The organism is Burkholderia sp. NFPP32 (assembly GCF_900119325.1).
Classification (GTDB): Bacteria; Pseudomonadota; Gammaproteobacteria; order Burkholderiales; family Burkholderiaceae; genus Burkholderia; species Burkholderia pyrrocinia_C.
On sequence record NZ_FPJP01000004.1, the window covers coordinates 430,238 to 451,581 of the forward strand.

General features: G+C 67.0%; 19 protein-coding genes, 1 tRNA gene and 1 pseudogene. 10 read left to right on the forward strand and 11 right to left on the reverse strand.

The features are described 5' to 3' along the window. Positions 1-145: 145 nt before the first annotated feature. The 4 genes from htpX to def all read right to left on the reverse strand — a co-directional run bounded on the left by htpX (position 146) and on the right by def (position 3,381). Complete coding sequence (gene htpX / locus BT264_RS11365; protein WP_006485774.1) at positions 146-1,003, reverse strand: zinc metalloprotease HtpX; 858 nt, start codon at positions 1,001-1,003, stop codon at positions 146-148. A 100-nt stretch (positions 1,004-1,103) separates the two neighbouring features. After that, positions 1,104-1,739, reverse strand: coding sequence for a LysE family translocator (locus tag BT264_RS11370; protein WP_072437613.1), 636 nt, complete (start codon positions 1,737-1,739; stop codon positions 1,104-1,106). A 120-nt stretch (positions 1,740-1,859) separates the two neighbouring features. Continuing rightward, complete coding sequence (fmt, locus tag BT264_RS11375) at positions 1,860-2,843, reverse strand: methionyl-tRNA formyltransferase (RefSeq protein WP_072437614.1); 984 nt, start codon at positions 2,841-2,843, stop codon at positions 1,860-1,862. Positions 2,844-2,877: 34 nt separating this feature from the next. Next, positions 2,878-3,381, reverse strand: coding sequence for a peptide deformylase (gene def, locus BT264_RS11380; RefSeq protein ID WP_034179358.1), 504 nt, complete (start codon positions 3,379-3,381; stop codon positions 2,878-2,880). Between the two features lie 185 nt (positions 3,382-3,566). Here def and dprA point away from each other — a divergent pair, with 185 nt between their 5' ends. The 3 genes from dprA to BT264_RS11395 all read left to right on the forward strand — a co-directional run bounded on the left by dprA (position 3,567) and on the right by BT264_RS11395 (position 8,129). Beyond that, positions 3,567-4,895: a DNA-processing protein DprA gene (gene dprA, locus BT264_RS11385; RefSeq protein WP_256260616.1), complete on the forward strand. Its 1,329-nt coding sequence runs from the start codon at positions 3,567-3,569 to the stop codon at positions 4,893-4,895. Positions 4,896-4,931: 36 nt separating this feature from the next. Further along, positions 4,932-5,312 carry a thioredoxin family protein gene (locus tag BT264_RS11390; protein ID WP_072437616.1) on the forward strand — a complete coding sequence of 127 codons (381 nt, stop codon included), beginning with the start codon at positions 4,932-4,934 and terminating at the stop codon, positions 5,310-5,312. Positions 5,313-5,504: 192 nt separating this feature from the next. Continuing rightward, positions 5,505-8,129 (forward strand): DNA topoisomerase III, encoded by a 2,625-nt coding sequence (locus BT264_RS11395; RefSeq protein ID WP_072437617.1) that lies wholly within the window; start codon positions 5,505-5,507, stop codon positions 8,127-8,129. A gap of 129 nt (positions 8,130-8,258) precedes the next feature. Here BT264_RS11395 and BT264_RS11400 read toward each other — a convergent pair whose 3' ends face one another. Then, positions 8,259-9,308, reverse strand: coding sequence for a LysR family transcriptional regulator (locus BT264_RS11400; RefSeq protein WP_034179362.1), 1,050 nt, complete (start codon positions 9,306-9,308; stop codon positions 8,259-8,261). Between the two features lie 426 nt (positions 9,309-9,734). Between BT264_RS11400 and BT264_RS11405 the strand changes: the two genes are divergently transcribed. Next, positions 9,735-10,748 (forward strand): D-2-hydroxyacid dehydrogenase family protein, encoded by a 1,014-nt coding sequence (locus BT264_RS11405; RefSeq protein WP_072437618.1) that lies wholly within the window; start codon positions 9,735-9,737, stop codon positions 10,746-10,748. A 46-nt stretch (positions 10,749-10,794) separates the two neighbouring features. On the opposite strand, the gene BT264_RS11410 is transcribed toward BT264_RS11405, so the two are convergent. Both BT264_RS11410 and BT264_RS11415 read right to left on the reverse strand, forming a co-directional pair. Further along, positions 10,795-11,661, reverse strand: a complete 867-nt coding sequence (locus BT264_RS11410; RefSeq protein WP_072437619.1) for a patatin-like phospholipase family protein — start codon at positions 11,659-11,661, stop codon at positions 10,795-10,797. 8 nt (positions 11,662-11,669) lie between these two features. Next, a complete protein-coding gene (locus BT264_RS11415; RefSeq protein ID WP_072437620.1) occupies positions 11,670-12,074 on the reverse strand; it encodes a PaaI family thioesterase in 405 nt (134 codons plus the stop codon). A 190-nt stretch (positions 12,075-12,264) separates the two neighbouring features. On the opposite strand from BT264_RS11415, the gene BT264_RS11420 reads away from it, so the two are divergent. Both BT264_RS11420 and BT264_RS11425 read left to right on the forward strand, forming a co-directional pair. Beyond that, positions 12,265-12,340, forward strand: a tRNA-Lys gene (locus BT264_RS11420). A gap of 186 nt (positions 12,341-12,526) precedes the next feature. After that, positions 12,527-13,576: a DUF3592 domain-containing protein gene (locus BT264_RS11425; protein ID WP_072437621.1), complete on the forward strand. Its 1,050-nt coding sequence runs from the start codon at positions 12,527-12,529 to the stop codon at positions 13,574-13,576. Positions 13,577-13,625: 49 nt separating this feature from the next. Here BT264_RS11425 and BT264_RS11430 read toward each other — a convergent pair whose 3' ends face one another. Beyond that, positions 13,626-14,240: a CGNR zinc finger domain-containing protein gene (locus BT264_RS11430; RefSeq protein WP_072437622.1), complete on the reverse strand. Its 615-nt coding sequence runs from the start codon at positions 14,238-14,240 to the stop codon at positions 13,626-13,628. Positions 14,241-14,321: 81 nt separating this feature from the next. Between BT264_RS11430 and BT264_RS11435 the strand changes: the two genes are divergently transcribed. Beyond that, positions 14,322-15,137, forward strand: coding sequence for an alpha/beta fold hydrolase (locus BT264_RS11435; RefSeq protein ID WP_072437675.1), 816 nt, complete (start codon positions 14,322-14,324; stop codon positions 15,135-15,137). Positions 15,138-15,495: 358 nt separating this feature from the next. Then, the gene (locus BT264_RS11440) at positions 15,496-15,774 is read left to right on the forward strand and encodes a hypothetical protein (RefSeq protein ID WP_072437623.1); all 279 of its coding nucleotides are present in this window, start codon (positions 15,496-15,498) and stop codon (positions 15,772-15,774) included. An 89-nt stretch (positions 15,775-15,863) separates the two neighbouring features. Here the strand turns inward: BT264_RS11440 and phnY are convergent, their stop codons facing one another. Continuing rightward, the gene (gene phnY / locus BT264_RS11445) at positions 15,864-17,318 is read right to left on the reverse strand and encodes a phosphonoacetaldehyde dehydrogenase (RefSeq protein ID WP_072437676.1); all 1,455 of its coding nucleotides are present in this window, start codon (positions 17,316-17,318) and stop codon (positions 15,864-15,866) included. Between the two features lie 29 nt (positions 17,319-17,347). Beyond that, positions 17,348-18,586, reverse strand: coding sequence for a phosphonoacetate hydrolase (gene phnA, locus BT264_RS11450; protein WP_072437677.1), 1,239 nt, complete (start codon positions 18,584-18,586; stop codon positions 17,348-17,350). Between the two features lie 205 nt (positions 18,587-18,791). Between phnA and BT264_RS11455 the strand changes: the two are divergent. Then, positions 18,792-19,013 (forward strand): annotated as a pseudogene (locus BT264_RS11455) (2-aminoethylphosphonate--pyruvate transaminase); the annotation flags it as partial. Between the two features lie 118 nt (positions 19,014-19,131). Then, positions 19,132-20,520, forward strand: coding sequence for an FAD-dependent oxidoreductase (locus BT264_RS11460; RefSeq protein ID WP_072437624.1), 1,389 nt, complete (start codon positions 19,132-19,134; stop codon positions 20,518-20,520). A 94-nt stretch (positions 20,521-20,614) separates the two neighbouring features. Here the strand turns inward: BT264_RS11460 and BT264_RS11465 are convergent, their stop codons facing one another. Then, positions 20,615-21,343: a phosphonate utilization associated transcriptional regulator gene (locus BT264_RS11465; RefSeq protein ID WP_072437625.1), complete on the reverse strand. Its 729-nt coding sequence runs from the start codon at positions 21,341-21,343 to the stop codon at positions 20,615-20,617. Position 21,344: the final 1 nt, after the last annotated feature.

Sequence of the window (21,344 nt, forward strand, 5' to 3'; positions counted from 1 at the left end):
ACCGCGCATTGTAGCGTGCGACCATGCGGCCCCTTTGGCCCCTTTGGCCGCTTTAGGGCGCGCACAAATGAAACACCCCGCAGCGCGAAGCGTGCGGGGTGGTGGCGCGGACGCCGCGCGGCAACGGCCGCGGGCGCGCCGAGGTTTAATCGAAGCGGCCGGTACGCGCCATCTCCATCAGGCGCGCGATGCGTTCCTCGGTGGCCGGGTGCGTCGAGAACAGGTTCTGCAGGCCGCCGCCGTGCAGCGGGTTCATGATCATCATCTGCGCGGTGGCCGGATGCGCTTCGGCCGCCTGGAACGGGATGCCGGCCGCATAACGATGGATCTTGTCGAGCGCGGTCGCAAGCGACTGCGGATCGCCGGAAATCTGCGCGCCGCCGCGGTCGGCCTCGAACTCGCGTGCCCGCGAAATCGCCATCTGGATCAGCGCGCCGGCGATCGGCGCGAGCAGCGCGACCGCAATACCCGCGATCGGATTGGCCGGCCGGCCGTTCTCGTCGCGCCCGCCGAAGAACATCGCGAAGTTCGCAAGCGCCGAGATCGCGCCCGCCATCGTCGCGGTGATCGTCGAGATCAGGATGTCGCGGTGCTTCACGTGCGCGAGCTCGTGCGCCATCACCCCGCGCATTTCGCGCTCCGACAGCACGCGCAGGATGCCCGTCGTCGCGGCGACCGCCGCGTGCTCGGGGTTGCGGCCCGTCGCGAACGCGTTCGGCGCATCCTCGTTGATCAGGTAGACGCGCGGCATCGGCAGGTTCGCGCGCGTGGCCAGCTCGCGCACCATCCGGTAGAACTGCGGCGCCGTGTTCTCGTCGACTTCCTGCGCGTTGTACATGCGCAGCACCATCTTGTCGGAGAACCAGTACGAGAAGAAATTCATGCCGAGCGCGAACAGCAGCGCGATCGTCATGCCGCGCGAGCCGCCGATCATTCCGCCGATCACGATGAACAGGGCCGTGATCGCGGCCATCAGCATCGCCGTTTTGACCCAATTGAACATACCCACTCCTTATCCGTCAGGGGACCCGCCGCGCATCACAAGGGGCGGCGGAAAATTGTAAGCGATTTGTTAGATAAGGTCTTGCCGGAAAAATTCAATCTCAGCGTTGCGATGTTGCAAGACGCAGGCCGAGGCCGACGAAAGCGCTGCCGACCGTGCGGTCGAGCCACTTCCTGACGCCCGGCTTGTCGGAAAAGCGCTGCGTGACGCTGCCCGCGACCCATGCGACCAGGCTGGTCCAGACCGTGCTCATCGCGACGAACACCGCGCCGAGGGTCAGGAACGCCAATGCCTTGTGCGGGCTGTCGGCCGACACGAACTGCGGGAAGAACGACACGAAGAACAGCACGACCTTCGGGTTCAACACGTTGGTCCAGAAGCCCTGCATGAACAGCTGGCGCAGCGGCTTTGCTGCCGTGGCGGCCTCGGCGCCCGACGGCGCGGCGGCCTGCTTCGCGACGATCATCCGCACGCCGAGATAGATCAGGTACGCGGCGCCGACCAGCTTGATCACCGTGAACGCGGCAGCCGACGCCGCAAGCAGCGCCGTGAGGCCGAATGCGCACGCGAGTGCATGAACGCAGCAGCCGGCCGAAATGCCGAGCGCCGACATCAGCCCCGCGCCGCGGCCCTGCGCGACGCTGCGGCCGACGATGTAGGCCGTGTCGGGGCCGGGCGTGACGTTCAGCAGGAAAACTGCCAGCACGAAGAAGCCGAAATGGGTGATGCCGAACATGAAAACCTCGAAACCGGAGAGCGCAGGGAAATTCTACGCGCGCCTGCCGCGCTGCGCGACTCGACCGTTCGGCCGATTGCGCAGGGCCGGCAGGCCGTGTCGAATGGCGGTCAGGTCACGTTAGGCAACGTCAGGCAGCGCGAAACGCTGGCCCGCGGCGAGCGGCGAGCCGGCGAGGAATTCGCGCGCGGGCAGCCGCTTGCCGCCCGGCTTCTGCAACTGCGTGACGCGCAGCGCGCCACTGCCGCACGCGACGACCACGCCTTCCGGCGCGGCTTCGACGATCGTGCCGGGCGCCGCATCGCCGCGCGCCGCCACCGGCTCGGCAGCCCACAGCTTGATTGCCGCGCCGTCGAGCGTCGCGACGCCGCCAGGGAACGGATCGAACGCACGCACCTGGCGCGCGAGCACGTCGGCAGGCTTGCGCCAGTCGAGCGCCGCTTCGTGCTTGCCGATCTTTTCCGCATAGGTCACGCCGTCGGCCGGCTGCGGCGTCGCCGGCAGCGTACCGTCGCGCTCGAGCCGCACGAGCGCGTCGACGATCAGCCGCGCGCCGTCGGCGGCCAGCCGGTCGTGCAGCGTCGCGGTCGTGTCGTCGGGCGCGATCGCGACGCGCGCCTCTTCGATCATCGCGCCGGTGTCGAGGCCGACGTCCATCTGCATCAGCGTGACGCCCGTCTCGGCGTCGCCGGCCTCGATCGCGCGGTGGATCGGCGCGGCGCCGCGCCAGCGCGGCAGCAGCGACGCATGGATGTTGATGCAGCCGCTGCGCGGAATGTCGAGCACCTCCTGCGGCAGCAGCAGGCCGTACGCGGCGACCACCATCACGTCGTGCGGCGTCGTGCGCAGCAGCTCGATCGCGTCGGCCGCCTCCGCGGGGTACTTGCCCGCGCGGCGCAGCGACGGCGGCTGTGCGACGGGCATGCCGTGCTCGACGGCGTAGCGCTTCACGGCACTCGCCTGCAGTTTCATCCCGCGGCCGGCCGGGCGATCGGGCTGGGTGAGCACGAGCGGCACCGGAAAACCGGCCTCGTGGATCGCGGCGAGGGCAGCCGCGGCAAATTCCGGCGTGCCGGCAAAAATCACGCGCAACGTATGGGTCATGACAGCGTTCGGGGTCGGGCAGGATGAACGCGCGTCACATCGCGCGTTCGAGTTTCTTCATCTTCGTCTTGATGCGCGTCTGCTTGAGCGGCGACAGGTATTCGACGAACACGCGCCCCATCAGATGATCCATCTCGTGCTGGACGCACACGGCGAGCAGGCCCTCGCAGTCGAGCTCGAAAGCCTCGCCCTGCTCGTTGAGCGCGCGCACGCGCACGTGGTCGGGACGCTCGACTTCGTCGTAGATGCCGGGCACCGACAGGCAGCCCTCTTCATAGATCTGCTTCACGTCGCTCGACCAGACGATCTCGGGGTTGATGAACGCGCGCAGCTCGTTCTTTTCCTCGGAAACGTCGATCACGATCACGCGCTCGTGCACGTCGACCTGCGTGGCCGCAAGGCCGATGCCGGGCGCCGCGTACATGGTCTCGGCCATGTCGGCGACGAGCTTGCGGATCCGGTCGTCGACCTTGTCGACGGGCTTGGCGACCTTGTGCAGCCGCTTGTCGGGGTAATGAAGAATGTTGAGCAAAGCCATGGCGTTCGGTATTCGGTAGAGCAGGGTGCGGCATCGGCCATCCGGCCGGCTGGCGCCGCCGCCGCGATGCAATGAAGATGAGGCGGATGCGCGGCGTATCAATGCCGCGGATCGCGCCTCCTGCAATTGGCCGGGCGCCTGCGCGCGCGGCCCTGTCGAGTATTTCGGATGATGAAAATTTTATCATGGCGCCACGCGGTCCGCTGGCCGTCGCGTTCGAGGGCAGCCTCATGTCGCCTCAAGCGCTGACCACCTCCGCGTTGCGCGCGTGGCTGCAGCTCGGGCATGCGCCCGGCCTCGCACCCGCCGTACTGCAGGCGCTGCTCGACGCGTTCGGCTCGCCGGCGGCGCTGCTGCGCGCGTCCGACCAGGCCATTGCCGCCGTGAGCAGCCCCGCCGCCGCGCAGGCCGTGCGCGCAAGCGAACGCGACGATCTCGACGCACGCACCGATGCCGCGCTCGCGTGGCTCGATGCGCCGGGCAACGCGTTCGTCACGCTCAACGATCCGGCCTACCCGCCGCGGCTGCGCGACCTGCACGACCCGCCGCCGCTGCTATATGTAAAGGGCCGGCTCGACCTGCTGCACGCACGCAGCCTCGCCGTGGTCGGCAGCCGCCACGCGACGCCGCAGGGGCTCGCCGACGCGACGCGCTTCGCACGCGCGCTGTCCGACGCGGGGCTCCCGATCGTGTCGGGCCTCGCGCTCGGGATCGACGGCGCCGCGCATCGCGGCGGGCTCGACGGCCGGTCGGGCACGGTCGCGGTGATCGCGACGGGTGCCGATCTCGTCTATCCGGCGCGGCACCGCGCACTCGCCCACGAGATCGCCGCGCACGGTGCGATCCTGTCGGAATGGGCGCTCGGCACCCCGGCCCGCGCAGCGCATTTCCCGCAGCGCAACCGGCTGATCGCGGCGCTGGCGATCGGCGCGCTCGTCGTCGAAGCCGCCCCGCGCTCCGGCTCGCTGATCACCGCGCGGCTCGCGAACGAACTGGGGCGCGATGTGTTCGCGATGCCGGGTTCGATCCACGCACCGCTCGCGCAGGGCTGCCACGCGCTGATTCGCGACGGCGCGAAGCTCACGGCAGCGCCGCTCGATATTCTCGAGGAATACGGGCTGGGCGAACCGACGACCGGTGCGGCGTGCCCCGGAATTCGGCGCGCGAATCCCGACGAGGTTCGCGAAACCGAAGCCTCCGGCCAGCGCGCCTGCGCCGCCATCATGGAAGCGTCCCCCGCCGGTCCGGCCGCCGCGCCAGCCCGAATCGAAGCATCGCCGCCTCCGTCGCCCTGCACCCCGTCCGAACAGGCCGTGCTCGCCGCACTGGGATACGGCCCCGTCACATTCGAATGGCTCGCCGAGCACAGCAGCCTGTCCGACGACGTGCTGCACCGCGCGCTACTCGCGCTCGAACTGGCCGGTCGCGTCGCGAGCCTCCCCGGCGGACGCTTCGCGCGGCTTGACGCCGCGCCCACCCCGCCTGCGCGCGGCGTGCTACATTTCCCCGAATAGGGGCGGCCGCGCCGCCGACGATACTCAAGGAAATCCATGCCCGCGCTGAATCTCGACACCGATGCGGATCGGATCGCCGAGCGCCTCGCCGATCCCGGCACGTTGCTCGTCGCCTGCCTGTGCGCCGAGTGGTGCGGCACGTGCCGCGACTACCGGACGGCCTTCGACCAGCTCGCCGACGCGCATCCCGACGCCTGCTTCGCCTGGATCGACATCGAAACGCATGCCGACCGCCTCGACGATCTCGACGTCGAGAACTTCCCGACGATCCTGATCGAGGATGCCAACACCGCACGCTTCTTCGGCACGGTGCTGCCGCACGCGGCGATCGTCGAACGAATGCTGTCCGACCTGAGCGCGGTACCCGGTGCGCCGCACGCACCGAAATTGCGCAACGTCCTGAACGTCGAAGCCTGAATTCGCGCCCCGCCCGGCGGTTTTTCGCACATTTGCGCGCCCCGCCGCGCCGGGCGCTTGCCGCCGTTGCAGCCCCCCTCTATGATGAGCCGCTTTTTACACGCCGAGCCGCCGTCGCTTCGGCGTGTGCTATAAAGCGGTCGTAAAAGGGACCCACAACCGGCGAACCCGGTCTACCATCACACACCTGTCATGTCCAAAGCACTGATCATTGCGGAAAAGCCTTCTGTCGCGAACGACATCGCGCGCGCTTTGGGCGGCTTTACAAAGCATGACGAATACTACGAGAGCGACGAATTCGTCCTTTCGTCCGCTGTCGGCCACTTGCTCGAAATCGCCGCCCCGGAAGAGTACGAGGTCAAGCGCGGGAAATGGAGCTTCGCGCATCTGCCCGTCATCCCCCCGCATTTCGACCTGAACCCGATCGCAAAAAGCGAGTCGCGCCTCAAGGTGCTCACCAAGCTGATGAAGCGCAAGGACGTCGACCGCCTGATCAACGCATGTGACGCGGGGCGCGAGGGCGAACTGATTTTCCGCCTGATCGCGCAGCACGCGAAGGCGAAGCAGCCGGTCCAGCGCCTGTGGCTGCAGTCGATGACGCCGCAGGCGATCCGCGACGGTTTCGCGAACCTGCGCAGCGACACGGACATGCAGCCGCTCGCCGACGCCGCACGCTGCCGCTCGGAAGCCGACTGGCTCGTCGGGATCAACGGCACCCGCGCGATGACCGCGTTCAACAGCAAGGGCGGCGGCTTCTTCCTGACGACAGTCGGTCGCGTTCAGACGCCAACGCTGTCGATCGTCGTCGAACGCGAAGAGAAAATCCGCCGCTTCATCCCGCGCGACTACTGGGAAGTGAAGGCCGCATTCGCGTGCGCGGGCGGTTTCTATGAAGGCAAGTGGTACGACCCGAAATTCAAGCGCGACGAATTCGATCCGGAGAAACGCGACTCCCGCCTGTGGAGCCTGCCGGCTGCCGAAACGATCGTCGCCGCATGTCGCGACCAGGTCGGCACGGTCTCCGAGGAATCGAAGCCGTCGACACAGCTGTCGCCGCTGCTGTTCGACCTGACGAGCCTGCAGCGCGAGGCGAACGGCCGCTTCGGCTTCTCCGCGAAGAACACGCTCGGCCTCGCGCAGGCGCTGTATGAAAAGCACAAGGTGCTGACCTACCCGCGTACCGACGCGCGCGCGCTGCCGGAAGACTACATTTCGACGGTCCAGTCCACGCTCGAGATGCTCAAGGAGAGCAACAACTACCTGCCGCATGCGAAGCAGGTGCTCGACAAGGGCTGGGTGAAGCCGAACAAGCGGATCTTCGACAACTCGAAGATCAGCGACCACTTTGCAATCATCCCGACGCTGCAGGCGCCGAAGTCGCTGTCCGAGCCGGAGCAGAAGCTGTACGACCTGGTCGTGAAGCGCTTCCTCGCCGTGTTCTTCCCGGCGGCCGAATTCCGCGTCACGACGCGGATCACCGAAGTCGCCGGCCATCACTTCAAGACCGAAGGCAAGGTGCTCGTCGAGCCGGGCTGGCTGCAGGTGTACGGCCGCGACGCCGAAGGCGCGGACGCGAACCTCGTGCCGGTGCAGAAGAACGAGAAGGTAAAGACGGACGAAATCGCCGCCGTCGCGCTCGTGACGAAGCCGCCCGCACGCTACTCGGAAGCGACGCTGCTGTCCGCGATGGAAGGCGCGGGCAAGCTCGTCGAGGACGACGAGCTGCGCGAGGCTATGGCCGCGAAGGGCCTCGGCACGCCGGCCACTCGAGCGGCGATCATCGAAGGCCTGCTCGGCGAGAAATACCTGCTGCGCGAAGGCCGCGAGCTGATCCCGACCGCGAAGGCATTCCAGCTGATGACGCTGTTGCGCGGGCTCGGCGTGAAGGAGCTGACCGCGCCGGAGCTCACCGGCGAATGGGAATACAAGCTGTCGCAGATGGAGCGCGGCAACCTCGGGCGCGACGCGTTCATGCAGGAAATCGCCCGCATGACGCAGCAGATCGTCAAGCGCGCGAAGGAATACGATTCCGACACGATTCCCGGCGACTACGCGACGCTCGAGACGCCGTGCCCGAACTGCGGCGGCCAGGTGAAGGAAAATTACCGCCGCTTCGCGTGCACGAAGTGCGAGTTCTCGATCTCGAAGATCCCGGGCAGCCGGCAGTTCGAGATCCCCGAAGTCGAGGAGCTGCTGCAGAAGAAGGAAATCGGTCCGCTGTCCGGGTTCCGCAGCAAGATGGGCCGCCCGTTCTCGGCGATCCTCAAGCTGTCCTTCGACGACGAGACGAAGAACTACAAGCTCGAGTTCGATTTCGGCCAGGACCAGGGCGGCGAGGAAGGCGAAGCACCCGACTTCTCCGCGCAGGAACCGGTCGGTGCGTGCCCGAAGTGCAAGGGCCGCGTGTTCGAGCACGGGATGAGCTATGTGTGCGAGCACTCGGTTGCCAACCCGAAGACCTGCGACTTCCGCTCGGGCAAGGTGATCCTGCAGCAGGAAATCACGCGCGAGCAGATGGGCAAGCTGCTTGCCGACGGCCGCACGGACCTGCTGCCGAACTTCAAGTCGTCGCGCACCGGCCGCAACTTCAAGGCGTTCCTCGTGAAGCAGCCGGACGGCAAGATCGGCTTCGAGTTCGAGAAGAAGGAACCGAAGGCCGCTGCCGCGAAGAAGACGGCAAAATCGGCGACGAAGGATGCCGAAACCGTGACGGAAGGCGCCGAAGAGAAACCGGCACCGGCGCGCAAGACCGCCGCCAAGACCGCAGCGACGAAGACCGCCGCCCGCAAGACGACGGCGCGCAAGACGGGCTCGTAACGGCCAGGCCGCCGGGGCTTCCCCCGGCGCATCGGGCTCCGGCAGGCAGCCATAAAAAAACGCGGATCGATCGCTCGATCCGCGTTTTTTCCTTGTGCCGGCGGCAACCGCCGCCCGGCCGTCGCGCGGTTACAGCGGCGACGGCACCGCGACGCGCGTGCGTGTCGAACGCGGCAGGCGCGGCGACAGGTTCGGGTCGGCCGATTCGGGCTGCTCCGCACGCGTCTCTACGCCGATCGGCGCTAGCGTCGCACCCTGCGCAGCCCACTGCTCGCCGATCGTCGCATCGGTCGAGTGGCTGAAATATTCGACGAGGTGGTCGATGAACGTGCGCACCTTCGCGGGCAAATGGCGCCGGCTCGGGTAAGCGATATTGATTTCGACCTGCGGCAGCCGGAAATCCGGCAGCAGCCGCACCAGCGCGCCGCGCGCGATGTCGCTGCCGATCAGGTAGCTCGGCAGGATCGCGACGCCCATCCCAAGCAGCGCGAACTGGCGCAGCATCGCGGTGTTGTTCGCGACGATCACGTTGGTCGGGCGCACGCGCACTTCGCCGTCCGGCCCCGTGAACACGCGCTCGTCGCCCCAGTATTCGGCCGGCAGGCTCAGGCTCGGGTGCGCGACGAGCTGCTCCGGATGGGTCGGCACGCCGTGCTTCTCCAGATAGCTCGGCGTCGCGCACACGGTCATGCAGCCCGTGGTCAGCCGCCGCGTGACGATGCTCGCGCTGCGCATCTGTCGCGTGACGACGATGCCGACATCGAAGCCTTCCTCGACGAGATCGACCTGCCGGTCGACCAGCGTGAGATCCGGCACCACTTTCGGGAAATTCTCCGTGTACGTCTGCAACACGGGCGCGAGGTTATGCAGGCCGAACACGACCGGCGCGACGATGCGCAGCGTGCCGACCGGCTCGTGATTGCGCGCAACGACCATCTGCTCGACATCCTCGAGCTCATCGAGGATCTGGCGAGCACGCTCCAGATAGACCTGGCCCGACTCCGTCAGGGAAAGGCTGCGCGTGGTGCGGTTCAGCAAACGCGTGCCGAGGCGGCCTTCCAGATCGGCGACGTGACGCGTCGCGACCGCGTTGGAAATATCCATTGCACTCGCGGCCCGCGCAAAACTGCCGAGATCTGCAACCTTGACGAACACGCGCATCGACTGCAAATGATCCATAAACGACTCCTGCCGCTGTTACAACTTCAAAAAGATGAAGCAAATGCGTAATTCTCCTACGACAGCGGAAATGATGCAGAGTTGCTCAACAAGGCACCGGTTGACGATAAAAATAGTCAAAAATCCTCGCCATTTGCGGATAGTTGATCCAACTATTCTGATTGAAGCAACAATTGGGTGAACCTCGTCGAGTAAGCGGCCGAATCAGGAAGGACGTATTTGATGCGACACAACAGCGCACCCTTGCGCACCGCACGCAAGCGGCGCCGGGTGTGGCTGCCGCCAATTGCGGCGGAGCGTAACAACCTGTTAAAAAGACACCACGAACGCGGCCGACGTAGCATCATGTCGGCCCCGGCCGGGCGGGACGGGTGCGCGACGTGCGCCGCCGCCACTGCCGCTTTCAACGCGCGACACCCGTTCACCATGAAAATTGCCATCCTCGACGACTACCAGGACGCCGTCCGCAAGCTGAACTGCTTCGAGATGCTTGCCGACCACGACGTGAAGGTCTTCAACAATACGGTGCGCGGCCTGGGGCAGCTCGCAAGCCGTCTGGCCGAAGTCGAGGCGCTCGTGCTGATTCGTGAACGGACCCCGATTTCGTCGCAACTGCTCGCCAAGCTGCCGAACCTGCGCATGATCAGTCAGACCGGCCGCATCTCGAGCCACATCGACCTCGAAGCGTGTACCGACCGCGGCATCGCGGTGCTCGAAGGCACGGGTTCGCCGGTCGCACCCGCCGAGCTGACCTGGGCGCTGGTGATGGCCGCCCAGCGCCGCATTCCGCAGTACGTCGCGAACCTGAAGCAGGGCGCATGGCAGCAGTCGGGCCTGAAGACGTCGGCGATGCCGCCGAACTTCGGCCTCGGCCAGGTGCTGCGCGGCCAGACGCTCGGCATCTGGGGCTACGGCAAGATCGGCCGGCTCGTCGCCGGCTACGGCAAGGCGTTCGGAATGAACGTGCTGATCTGGGGCCGCGAGCATTCGCTCGAAGCCGCGCGCGCCGACGGCTACACGGCCGCCGAGAGCCGCGAGGCGCTGTTCGAGCAGAGCGACGTGCTGTCGCTGCACCTGCGCATGCACGACGACACGCGCGGGATCGTCAAGCAGGAAGACCTGATGCGGATGAAGCCCACGTCGCTGCTCGTCAACACGAGCCGTGCGGAGCTGCTCGAGGAAAACGCGCTCGTCAACGCGCTGTCGCACAACCGTCCGGGGATGGTCGCGATCGACGTGTTCGAGAGCGAGCCGATCCTGCAGGGCTACAGCCTGCTGCGGATGGAGAACGTGATCTGCACGCCGCACATCGGCTATGTCGAACGCGAAAGCTACGAGCTCTATTTCAGTGCGGCGTTCAGGAACATCCTCGCGTTCGACGACGGCGACATGTCGAGCGTCGCCAATCCGGAAGCGCTGACGCCGATCCGCAAGCGCTGATCGCGCGGGCTGCGCACCCGCGCGGCCCCTGCTCCATTCCCCGCCATCAGGCGGCCACGCGGCCGCCTGTCATCGCACCGACGCGCGTGAGGAAATGCTCGCCGTCGCGCCGCCCGAGGTCGTACGCATGCCGCATCTGCGACGGGCTCGTGTAATCCCAGCTCGAAATCGGCACCTTGCTCGACGGCTGTACGTACAGCCGCCGCTGGTCGCCGTGCGCGACCGTGAACATCTGCGGGCGCGGATACAGCCGCGTGACGAGCACCAGCACGTCGCCCGGCGACGCGTCGAGCGCGTCGACCGGCACGTTGTCGACCATCCCGCCATCGAGCACGGGCCGGCCGCCGCGGCGCAGCACCGGCGTGAACGGCGGCGTGCAGGACGACTGCAGGATCAGGTCGGCGAGTTCGTCGACTTGCGTGCAGGCCTGCGCCCGCACGAATTCAGGCCGAAAGCCGAGCGCGCGCCCGAGCGTCGGATGCAGCGTCTTGCGCACGTATTTCTCGATGTTGTACGCGACGAGGCCGGCGGCGACCGCACTGCGCGCACCGAGCCAGCGCGGCACGTGCGACACGCCGATGCGGATCTCCGGCGCCTCGGCCAGCTTCGCGAACGGTTCGCCGTAGATGTCGAGCAATGCCTGGCGATAAATCCGGTAATGCGGAAACACGGGCTCGCGCCCGAACAGGTTGCCCCAGTATGCGTTCTTCCGGTTGTGGCGCAGCGCCTCTTCGTAATAGCGCATCACCCACGCGGCGTCGCGCGTATACAGCATGCACGCGGTCGCCGCGCCGGCCGAGATGCCGGTGATCACGCGCGGGCGCAGCCCGAGGGCCGGCTGCGCGACGTCCCAGAAGCCGGCCTGCCACCAGCAGCGATTGCCGCCGCCCGCAAAAACGATCTGGTCGAACATCGCGCCGCTCAGCTGACGAGCGCGTAGGTCGACGTCGCGTGGACGGCCATCTTGCCGTCCTCGTCGAACAGCTCGACTTCGCCGAACACGAGGTTGCGGCCCATCCGCAGCACGCGCGCGGTGACGAGCACGTCGCCCTTGCGCACGGGGCGCATGAAGTTCGTGTTCAGCGACACGGTCGTCATCGGCCGGAACTCGCCGAGCGCGACCGAGATCGCGACCACCATCGCGGTGTCGGCGGCCGCCGTGAACACCTGGCCGCAGATCACGCCGCCCGAATGGCGGAATTCGCCGGAAAACGGCAGGCGCATCGTGACGCTGTCGTCGCCGATCGACACGGGGACCAGACCGAGCGAGCGGACCCACGGGGCCAGCAGGCGATCCAGCAATTCGCGGACTGCGTTTTCGTCCATCTTCGAATGTCCAGAAAACGTTGCGCGACCGCCGCGCAACGCGTGTGGCGTCATCATACCGGGAGCGCGCAAACTGCGACCGCTCGTTACCGCGGCGACGGCCGCCGTTGGCGTGACGAAATATTTTCAGGAAATTTGCACAAATGGCTTGCCATGTCCTGAAAACCCATGCATAATTTTTCTTCTGTTGGGGGCGTTAGCTCAGTTGGTAGAGCAGCGGACTCTTAATCCGTAGGTCGAGTGTTCGAGTCACTCACGCCCCACCAGGATTTCAAAAGGCCGGTCAGCGAAAGCTGACCGGCCTTTTTCATTTCCGCGCGCCACGTTCGTGGCGCGCCTCCTCGCGCGCGCACATCCGCACGCCCCTTCCGCACCGTTTCCGCTAGAATCGTCCGACAAATATCACACGACCGGCGCAGGTACTGTCGTTTGCCCGCCGGCACAGAGAGAACATGGGACGTCATACATGGAAGCATGTGAACGAGACGCGACCATTCAGAGGGCCTGGTTGCGCCGATATCGGCCTGTCCGTCGGGACACGCCATTCACCCGATCGCACCCGAATCCGCCGCGCGACGCACCAGCCGGATCCGGTCATGCCGGGTAAGGACGCGCTCGCCGCGCTGGCGCTCGGCGTCGTGCTGCTCGTGCTCGCAGCCGTACTCGCGGTCACGACCGGCCGCGCGACCGGCCACCTGGTCCGCGCGCCGGGCACGGTCGTGCGCATCGTGCAGGACAGCGACGCGATGCGCGCGTACCGGCCGATCGTCGCCTACCTCGCGAACGACGGCCAGCGCCGCGAAATCGCCGGCAATACCGCGTCGACCGTCCCCGCGTACGACATCGGCGAGAGCGTCGACATCCTGCTCGACCCCGCCCATCCCGACCGCCTCGCACTGATCGACGATTTCGCGCAACGCTGGTTTCCGGTTGCGGTGCCCACGCTGCTCGCCATCGCGTCGTTCGCGATCGGCGGCCTGCTGATCGCCGGCGAGCGCCGCCGCCGGCCGTCCGACCCGCCGCCGGCCCGCGCCGCACGCAAGCAGGCGCGGCGCCGCTGGGATATCGCGATCGTGCTGATTCCGATCGCGATCGGCACGGGCTTCCTCGCCGGTGCCGGCGCGGCCGGCCTGCGTCAGTGGCAGATCGTCCGCCACTATGCGCACTCAACCGGCCACGTCGTCGATATCGCGAAGAACGCGCGGTCGTCCCGGGCGCGCACATCGCTGTATTCGGCAATCGTCGCGTTCACGACCGACAGCGGGCGCCAGATCACGTTCGCCCAGGGCGCGGCGTCGTCGCATCCGGGCCTGCGCGAAGGCGAAGCGGTCAACGTGCTGTACGACCCCGTCACCCCCGAACGCGCGGTCGTCGACCGCTTCTGGGATCGCTGGGGCCTCACGGCCATCCTGTTCGCGATCGGCGCGCCGTTCCTCGCGGCCGGGCTGTTCGTCGCCGCAACGCTATGGCCGGACCATCGGCCGCACGAAGCCGCTCAATGACGCTCGCGCGCCGGCCGCGCGCGGCGCGGCAACCGTAACGGCGCGCGCTTCACCGTTCCCTGAACGCCTCCACCTTCGCGCGATTCCCGCACGTGCGCATGTCGCACCAGCGCCGCCCGACGCCGCGGCCCCGATCGACGAAGAACCACGTGCAACGGCCGCACTGCCGCACGCGCGCGAAATCGTCGCTGCGCAGCAGATGCTCGAAACCGAGGGCGGCCGCATCGACCCAGCGCGACGCGGCACGCGCATCGGGCCGCCACGCGAACCGGCCGTCGACCGCATCGAACGCGCTGCGCCCGATCGCATCGCGGATCGCCACAGCGAGCCGGTCCGCCGCGCGCACACCGGCGCTGCCGCCGCCTCCGGCCGTCAGGTGCGCGATCGCGGCGTATGCATCCTCTCGAAAACGATGCAGCGCCGCCAGCTCATCCGGGCCGTCCTGCCGCGCATGACGCAGAAGCCGCGCCAGATCGGCCGGCGCCAGCAATCCCGCTTTCCCGGCCCACGCGCGCACGGCCGACCAGTCGACGAGCTTGTCCTCGTCGCGCGTCTTGCCCGTATCGGCCACCGTGTTCAGGAAGTCGAGCGCCGGATGGCCGCCGACGAAATCGGCCGCGCCCCATTCGTGCGCGTGTCGCGCAGGTTCGTATCGAGTAACCATTTATTTTCACCTATCGGTTTCATGTCCGGGCCATCCGGAGTAACCTATTTACAGCGAAAACAGGTTATCACGGAGATGCCGATGCTCGAACTCGCCAACCGTTTCATGTTCGAAGGCCACCGGATCGCATGGGGCACGCTCGGCGAAGGCCCGCCGCTCGTGCTCGTTCATGGCACGCCGTTTTCATCGCAGGTGTGGCGCCGGATCGCGCCGTGGCTCGCGCGGCGTCACCGCGTGTACTTCTACGACCTGCTCGGCTATGGCCAGTCCGACATGCCGGACGCGGACGTGTCGCTCGGCCGCCAGAACGTGCTGTTCGGCGCGATGCTGGATGAATGGAAAATTGCGCGCCCGCGTGTGCTCGCGCATGACTACGGCGGTGCGACCGCGCTGCGCGCACACTTCCTCGACGGCATCCCGTATGCGGACCTCACGCTCGTGAACCCGGTCGCGATCGCGCCGCAGGGTTCGCCGTTCGTGCGCCACGTCGCGCAGCATGAGGCCGCGTTCACCGGATTGCCGGCATATGCGCATCACGCGCTCGTATCGGCCTACATCGGCAATGCCGTGGCACAGCCGCTGAGCGACGATGCGCTGTCGATCTACCGTTCGCCGTGGCTCACGCCGGCCGGACAATCCGCGTTCTATCGCCAGATCGCGCAGATGCGCCAGCGCTACATCGAGGAAGCGGAGGCTCGATACGCGCCGCCGGACTTTCCGGTGCGCATCGTGTGGGGCGAGGACGATGCGTGGATTCCGCTCGAACAGGGGCAGGCGCTCGCCGATCGCATCGCGAACGGCGAATTGATCCGGGTGCCGCGCGCAGGCCATCTCGTACAGGAAGATGCGCCGGAGGCGATCGTCGCAGCGGTGCTCGACGGGCAAGCGCAGGGCTGAGCACCGCCGGAATCGTATATCGCGTCAGAACGCCGGCACGCCTTGCGCGAGCGTCGCGATGAACTTCGCAGTGCGCGGGTCGCGCGGCCGGCCGAGTCCGCGAATTCTACCGACGCGCCGATGCCCGGCAAAAACAAATCCGCTGACGATATGAGCGCGTCGAATAACGCGCCGGCCAGCCACGCATTCCGCAGACGAAATCCGTCGCGATCCAGTGCGGCAATCGTCCGACGATTCGTTACCGGCGGTTACAGAAACGACAACGCGGTATCACCCATTCGGCGCACGCTACATACCATGAAGACAGGTGAACCGATTGCTCGCGGGCCTTGCCGCCCGCGAACGGAGGGAACGGCAAATGAAACGCATCCTGTTGTCCTGCGCCCTCGGCATCGCGGCCGCCTGCCTGTCGGCAAGCGCATTCGCGCGTGCCGACATCGGCGTGTATTTCGGCGTGCCGGGGCCCGTGATCGAAGCACCGCCGCCGGTCTACTACGCGCCGCCACCGCCCGTCGTGTACGAGCCGGCACCCGTTTATTACGGCCCGTACTATGGCGACTACCGTTACCGCTACTACCGGCACGACAACGGCTGGCATCGCGGCTGGCGTCATCACCACCACGACGATGGCGATTGACCGTCGCCTGGCGGCCGTCGCGGCCGCGTCCCGCCGGGGGAAATTCCGCGCGCCGGCCTTCGAGCCGGCGCGCCCGCATCACGCGCCGCTCACCACGGCAGCGAATACGTCTTCGTATTCGTGAAGCTCTTCATCGCTTCCTGTACACCTTCCTTGTAGCCGAGCCCCGAATCCTTCACGCCGCCGAACGGCGTCAGCTCGAGCCGGTAGCCCGGCACCTCGCGCACGTTCACGCTGCCGACTTCCAGCTCGGTGATGAAGCGCGTGATGTTGTCGAAGCGGTTCGTGCACACCGACGACGACAGCGCATAGTCGGTGCTGTTCGACATCCGGATCGCTTCGTCGATGTCGCCAAAGCGCATGATCGGCGACACGGGGCCGAAGGTTTCATGCTTCACCAGCGGCATGTCGGGCGTCACGCGATCGATCACGGTCGGCGAATACAGCGCGCCGTCGCGCACGTTGCCGACCAGCAGCCGCGCACCGCGCGCGATCGCGTCGTTCACCTGCTGCTCGCAGAACTTCGCGGCCGCTTCGTCGATCACGGTGCCCATGTCGACCGACGGATCCGACGGATTCCCGTACGACCACGCGCGCGTCTTCTCGACGACCAGTTCGGTGAAACGATCGGCCACCGCTTCGTGCACGAGCATCCGCTTGATCGCCGTGCAGCGCTGCCCCGAGTTCTTGTACGAGCCCGACACCGCGAGCGTGCTCGCTTCGTCGAGATCGGCGTCCTCCATCACGATGATCGGATCGTTGCCGCCGAGTTCGAGCACCGCGCGCCGGTAACCCATTCGTGCGGCGATCGACTTGCCGATCGATACGCCGCCGGTGAACGTGATCAGGTCGATCGCCGGGTTCGTGATCAGTTCGTCCGCGATCTCCGTCGGGTCGCCGGTGAGCACCTGCAGCATCTGCGGCGGCAGGCCGGCTTCGTACAGGATGTCCGCGAACAGGTAGCACGACAGCGGCACCTTCTCCGACGGCTTGACGACGATCCGGTTGTTGGTCGCGACCGCCGGCACGATCTTGTGCGCGACCTGGTTCATCGGGTGGTTGAACGGCGTGATCGCGGAGATCACGCCGAGCAGCGGATCACGCTGCGTATACACGCGGCGCTTCTTGCCGTGCGGCGTCAGATCGCATGAGAAGATCTGCCCGTCGTCCTTCAGCACTTCACCGGCGCCGAACGTCAGCACGTCGGCCACGCGGCCCGCTTCGTACGTCGAATCCTTGATGCACAACCCGGCCTCGGCCGTGATCAGCGCCGCGATCTCGGCAGTGCGCGAGCGCACGATGTCGGCCGCGCGGCGCAGGATCGCCGCACGCTCGTGGCGCGTGAGCGTCGGCCGGTATGCGCGCGCGACCGCGAATGCGCGCCGCACGTCTTCCAGCGTCGCCTTCGGCACGGTGCCGACCAGCGAGCCGTCGTACGGGTTGCGCACGTCGATCACCGCATCCCGGTGAACCCGTTCGCCGTCGATTCGCAGTGCTTCGCGACGAATCTCGCTGACGGCCGTCGAAGCCGCAATGACGTTCATGAGTGTGTTCCCTCGCGGATGCATGCGCATCACTGCAGATGGTTGAGCGCGATGTCGATGATGTCGAAATTGCGCAGCCGCGCGCGGCCCGTGACGTCGGCGGCGACCGGCTTGCTGAAGATCAGCGGCACGATCTGCTCGGAGATCCCGCCGTGCGAGCGCAGCGGCACGTCGAGCCCCGACAGGTCGTGCTTGATGCGGCGCGTGCCGAGCACGACGTCCCGCTTCGAGATCGCGATCAGGTCGCCCATCCGCGCCGGCGGCAGTTCGAAGCGCGCGCAGCCCTCGGCGCCCGTCAGCACGATCTCGATACCGTCCACCGCCGCAAGACGCGCGCGCAGCGCATCGACATCGGCCGACGCCGGCACGTAGACGGTCGCGAACGAGCCGAGCGCGCCGTGGTGCACGACGTACGGATCGGTGATCGGCAGGATCACGCGCGCCGCGTCGTGGCCGATCCATTCGTCGAACAGTTCCTGCAGATAGATCACGTTCGGCTCGCCGGTGATGGCGTCGTGCTTCGCGTTCATCCCGTGGTCGGCCGTGATCGCGACGATCGCGCCGAGCGCGTCGAGGCGCTGCAGGTACTTGTCCATCATTGCGTAGAACGCGTTCGCGCCGGGCGTGCCGGGCGCGCACTTGTGCTGCACGTAGTCGGTCGTCGACAGGTACATCAGGTCGATCGGCCGCGTCTCGAGCAGGCGCACGCCGGCCGCGAACACGAATTCCGACAGATCCGCGCTGTACACGCCCGGCACCGGTCTGCCGACCAGCTCAAGCACGTTGTCGATACCGTTTTCCTCGAGGCTCGCTTCGTCTGCCTTTTCCGACGAGAAGCAGATGCCCTTCAGCCCCTTGCCGAGCAGGCGGCGCAGCTTGTCCTTCGCGGTGACGACCGCGACGCGCGCGCCCTGTTCGGCGAAAGTCGCGAGCACGGTGGGCGCGACCAGGTACTTCGGATCGTTCATCAGCACCTCGGCGCCGGTGTCGCGATCGTAGAAGTAGTTGCCGCTTATCCCGTGGATCGCGGGCGGCACGCCGGTGACGATCGACAGGTTGTTCGGGTTCGTGAAGCTCGGCACCACGCATTCGCCCTTGAGCGCCGTGCCGGGCTTCAGCAGCGTGCGCAGGAACGGCGCGACGCCGGCCTCGGCCGCTTCTTCCAGATATTCGTATGCGCAGCCGTCGACGCAGATCACCACCACGGGCCGGCTCATCCAGTTGTAGCGGCGGCCGTTCACTTCCACGGAAACAGGCGTTCCAGTCATGACGTTCATTCCTTTCAGTTCGACGGGATTGAGCCGTCGGCGCCCGCGCCGCGCCGAAGGGAGGTGTTTTCGATGCTTGACATTAAAATTGATGATTTGTAGATTGTCAACAACATGCAGAAAACGGAAAGCAAAGCAGCGCAGTGAAAAGAGGGGGCTCGACTCATCCGCCGCGTGCCGCGGCATCTCGGTCAAGGAGTCCGAAGATGAACCGAACTCCGACTTCAAGCGGTTTTATCAGGAGGTCAAAAAGCGCGACTACATTCCGTATCCGGGCAAGCTGACCGAAGTCGAGACGTTCCGCGCCGGCTGCATCGGCCACTTCGACGAGGCCGGCATTCCGGGCGCCATCGCCGCGAACGCCGCGATCGCCGACATGCTGCGGGCGATGGGCGTGAGCCGTGTGTCGGCCGGAGCGGCGTCCTGACGCGACGCGACGCACCCGGCCACGTGCCCGTGCGCGCAGCCAACCCGCGGTGTGTCGCCACGCGGCGGCGAGGTTTTCCGGCCGTGCACGATACCGACCCTTACTGAAGAACCATCCGATGCGACCCTTCTGGATCGAACAAGCGCTGTTCAACGACGGCGATCTCGCCCCCGCGCTGCAGGGCGCAACGCAGGCCGACGTCTGCATCGTCGGCGGCGGCTTCACCGGGCTCTGGACCGCGATCCAGGCGAAGCAGCAGAACCCGGCGCTCGACATCGCGATACTCGAAGCCGACCTGTGCGGCGCCGGCGCGAGCGGCCGCAACGGCGGCTGCCTGCTCACGTGGTCCGCGAAATTCCTGACGCTGCGGCGCCTGTTCGGCGAAGCCGAGGCGATCCGGCTCGTGAAGGCGTCGGAAGCGGCCGTCCAGAACATCGCCGATTTCTGCCGCGCACACGACATCGACGCCGAATTGCGGCTCGACGGCACGCTGTACACCGCGACTTCGCGCGCGCAGGTCGGCACCCTCGCGCCGGTGCTCGACGCGCTCGCCGCATGCGGCATCCACAGCTACGAGCCGCTGCCGCCCGCCGAAGTCGCGCGCCGCTCGGGTTCCGCGCGCAATCTCGACGGCGTCTATTCGCCGATCGCCGCGACCGTGCATCCCGGCAAGCTCGTGCGCGGGCTGCGCCGCGTGGCGCTCGCGATGGGCATCCGGATCCATGAACGCACGCCGATGCTCGACTTCACGCCCGGGCAGCCGGCCGTCGTGCGCACGCCGTCCGGCAGCGTCGCGGCGGGCAAGCTCGTGTTCGCGATCAATGCGTGGATGGCGAGCCGCTTCCCGCAGTTCGAGCGCACGATCGCGGTCGTGTCGAGCGACATGGTCATCACCGAGAAATGCCCGGAGCTGCTCGATAAGACCGGACTCGTGGACGGCGTGTCGGTGCTCGATTCGCGGATCTTCGTCTACTACTACCGCACGACGGCCGACGGGCGGCTGATGCTCGGCAAGGGCGGCAATACGTTTTCGTGGCGCAGCCGTATCGCGCCGGTGTTCGACCGGCGCTCGCCGTACGAGGCGCAGCTCACGCAAAGCCTGCGCGAGTTCTTTCCGTCGCTCGCGGGCGTGCCGGTCACCGCAAGCTGGAACGGCCCGTCGGATCGCTCGGTGACGGGCTTCCCGTTCTTCGGCCGCCTCGACGACGCGCCGAACGTGTTCTACGGTTTCGGCTATTCGGGCAACGGCGTCGGGCCGACCTACATGGGCGGGCAGATCCTGTCGTCACTCGTGCTCGGCCTCGACAACGTGTGGACGCGCAGCCCGATCGCGCGCGGCCCGCTCGGCCATTTCCCGCCGGAGCCGATCCGCTATGTCGGCGCGCACGTCGTGCGCAATGCGATCCGCCGCAAGGAGCGCGCGGAGGACGAGAACCGGCAGCCGTCGGCCGTCGATACGTGGCTCGCGAAGTTCGCGAGCGCGGCCGGGAAGGCCGACAAGGCGTGACGATGCGTTCGACGTGACGACGGTAACGACGCAATGCAAAAGGGACGCTGCAAGGCGTCCCTTTGCTTTTTATCCGGCGATTCTTGCGGCTGCGTCAAGCGCGCGCGGTTTTCTCCCGCGCCGCCTTGCCCGCTACCGGCAGCCCCTGCTCATGCGTGCGGCGCATCCGCGCGAGGCCATGCGCGACGTGCTCGCGCACCAGCGCGACGGCCTTCTCCTCGTCGCCGCTCGCGAGCGCCTGCACGATCTTGTCGTGCTCGGCCGCCGACACCGCGATCGCATCTTCCTCGGCCTCGATCGCGGCCTGGCGCAGCAGCCCGAGCTGACGCACGAGCCGGCGGTAGGTGTCGGTCAGATGCGTATTGCCGACGCCGACGACCATCGCGTCGTGGAACTGCACGTTCAGCTCGGTATAGCGCGTGACGTCGTGCGACTTCGCGGCGCCCTTCATCGACTGGATGATGCCTTTCAGCACTTTCAGCGTGTCGGGCGAGATGCGCTTCGCGAGCGCACGCGCGACCGACTCGTCGAGCATCGCGCGCACTTCGTAGATCTCCTCGGCCTCGCGCAGCGGCACGACGCGCACGGTCACGCCGCGGTTCTTCTCGTTGCGCAGCAGGCCGGCCTGCTCCAGCGCGCGGAACGCTTCGCGCACGGGGCCGCGCGACACGTTCAGCTTCGTCGCGATCTCGACTTCGTTGAGCTTCTCGCCAGGTACGTATTCGCCGGAGACGATCGCGCGCTCGAGCATGTCCTGGACGATCATCGCGAGCGACTGGCTTTGCAGGAGTTCGATGGCACTGAGCGTGTTCGGAGCAGTCATG

Coding starts and splice junctions, on each gene's coding strand:
- htpX (WP_006485774.1), bottom strand. CDS start 1,003: ATGTTCAATTGGGTCAAAACGGCGATGCTGATGGCCGCGATCACGGCC.
- BT264_RS11370 (WP_072437613.1), bottom strand. CDS start 1,739: ATGTTCGGCATCACCCATTTCGGCTTCTTCGTGCTGGCAGTTTTCCTG.
- fmt (WP_072437614.1), bottom strand. CDS start 2,843: ATGACCCATACGTTGCGCGTGATTTTTGCCGGCACGCCGGAATTTGCC.
- def (WP_034179358.1), bottom strand. CDS start 3,381: ATGGCTTTGCTCAACATTCTTCATTACCCCGACAAGCGGCTGCACAAG.
- dprA (WP_256260616.1), top strand. CDS start 3,567: ATGGCGCCACGCGGTCCGCTGGCCGTCGCGTTCGAGGGCAGCCTCATG.
- BT264_RS11390 (WP_072437616.1), top strand. CDS start 4,932: ATGCCCGCGCTGAATCTCGACACCGATGCGGATCGGATCGCCGAGCGC.
- BT264_RS11395 (WP_072437617.1), top strand. CDS start 5,505: ATGTCCAAAGCACTGATCATTGCGGAAAAGCCTTCTGTCGCGAACGAC.
- BT264_RS11400 (WP_034179362.1), bottom strand. CDS start 9,308: ATGGATCATTTGCAGTCGATGCGCGTGTTCGTCAAGGTTGCAGATCTC.
- BT264_RS11405 (WP_072437618.1), top strand. CDS start 9,735: ATGAAAATTGCCATCCTCGACGACTACCAGGACGCCGTCCGCAAGCTG.
- BT264_RS11410 (WP_072437619.1), bottom strand. CDS start 11,661: ATGTTCGACCAGATCGTTTTTGCGGGCGGCGGCAATCGCTGCTGGTGG.
- BT264_RS11415 (WP_072437620.1), bottom strand. CDS start 12,074: ATGGACGAAAACGCAGTCCGCGAATTGCTGGATCGCCTGCTGGCCCCG.
- BT264_RS11425 (WP_072437621.1), top strand. CDS start 12,527: ATGGGACGTCATACATGGAAGCATGTGAACGAGACGCGACCATTCAGA.
- BT264_RS11430 (WP_072437622.1), bottom strand. CDS start 14,240: ATGGTTACTCGATACGAACCTGCGCGACACGCGCACGAATGGGGCGCG.
- BT264_RS11435 (WP_072437675.1), top strand. CDS start 14,322: ATGCTCGAACTCGCCAACCGTTTCATGTTCGAAGGCCACCGGATCGCA.
- BT264_RS11440 (WP_072437623.1), top strand. CDS start 15,496: ATGAAACGCATCCTGTTGTCCTGCGCCCTCGGCATCGCGGCCGCCTGC.
- phnY (WP_072437676.1), bottom strand. CDS start 17,318: ATGAACGTCATTGCGGCTTCGACGGCCGTCAGCGAGATTCGTCGCGAA.
- phnA (WP_072437677.1), bottom strand. CDS start 18,586: ATGACTGGAACGCCTGTTTCCGTGGAAGTGAACGGCCGCCGCTACAAC.
- BT264_RS11460 (WP_072437624.1), top strand. CDS start 19,132: ATGCGACCCTTCTGGATCGAACAAGCGCTGTTCAACGACGGCGATCTC.
- BT264_RS11465 (WP_072437625.1), bottom strand. CDS start 21,343: ATGACTGCTCCGAACACGCTCAGTGCCATCGAACTCCTGCAAAGCCAG.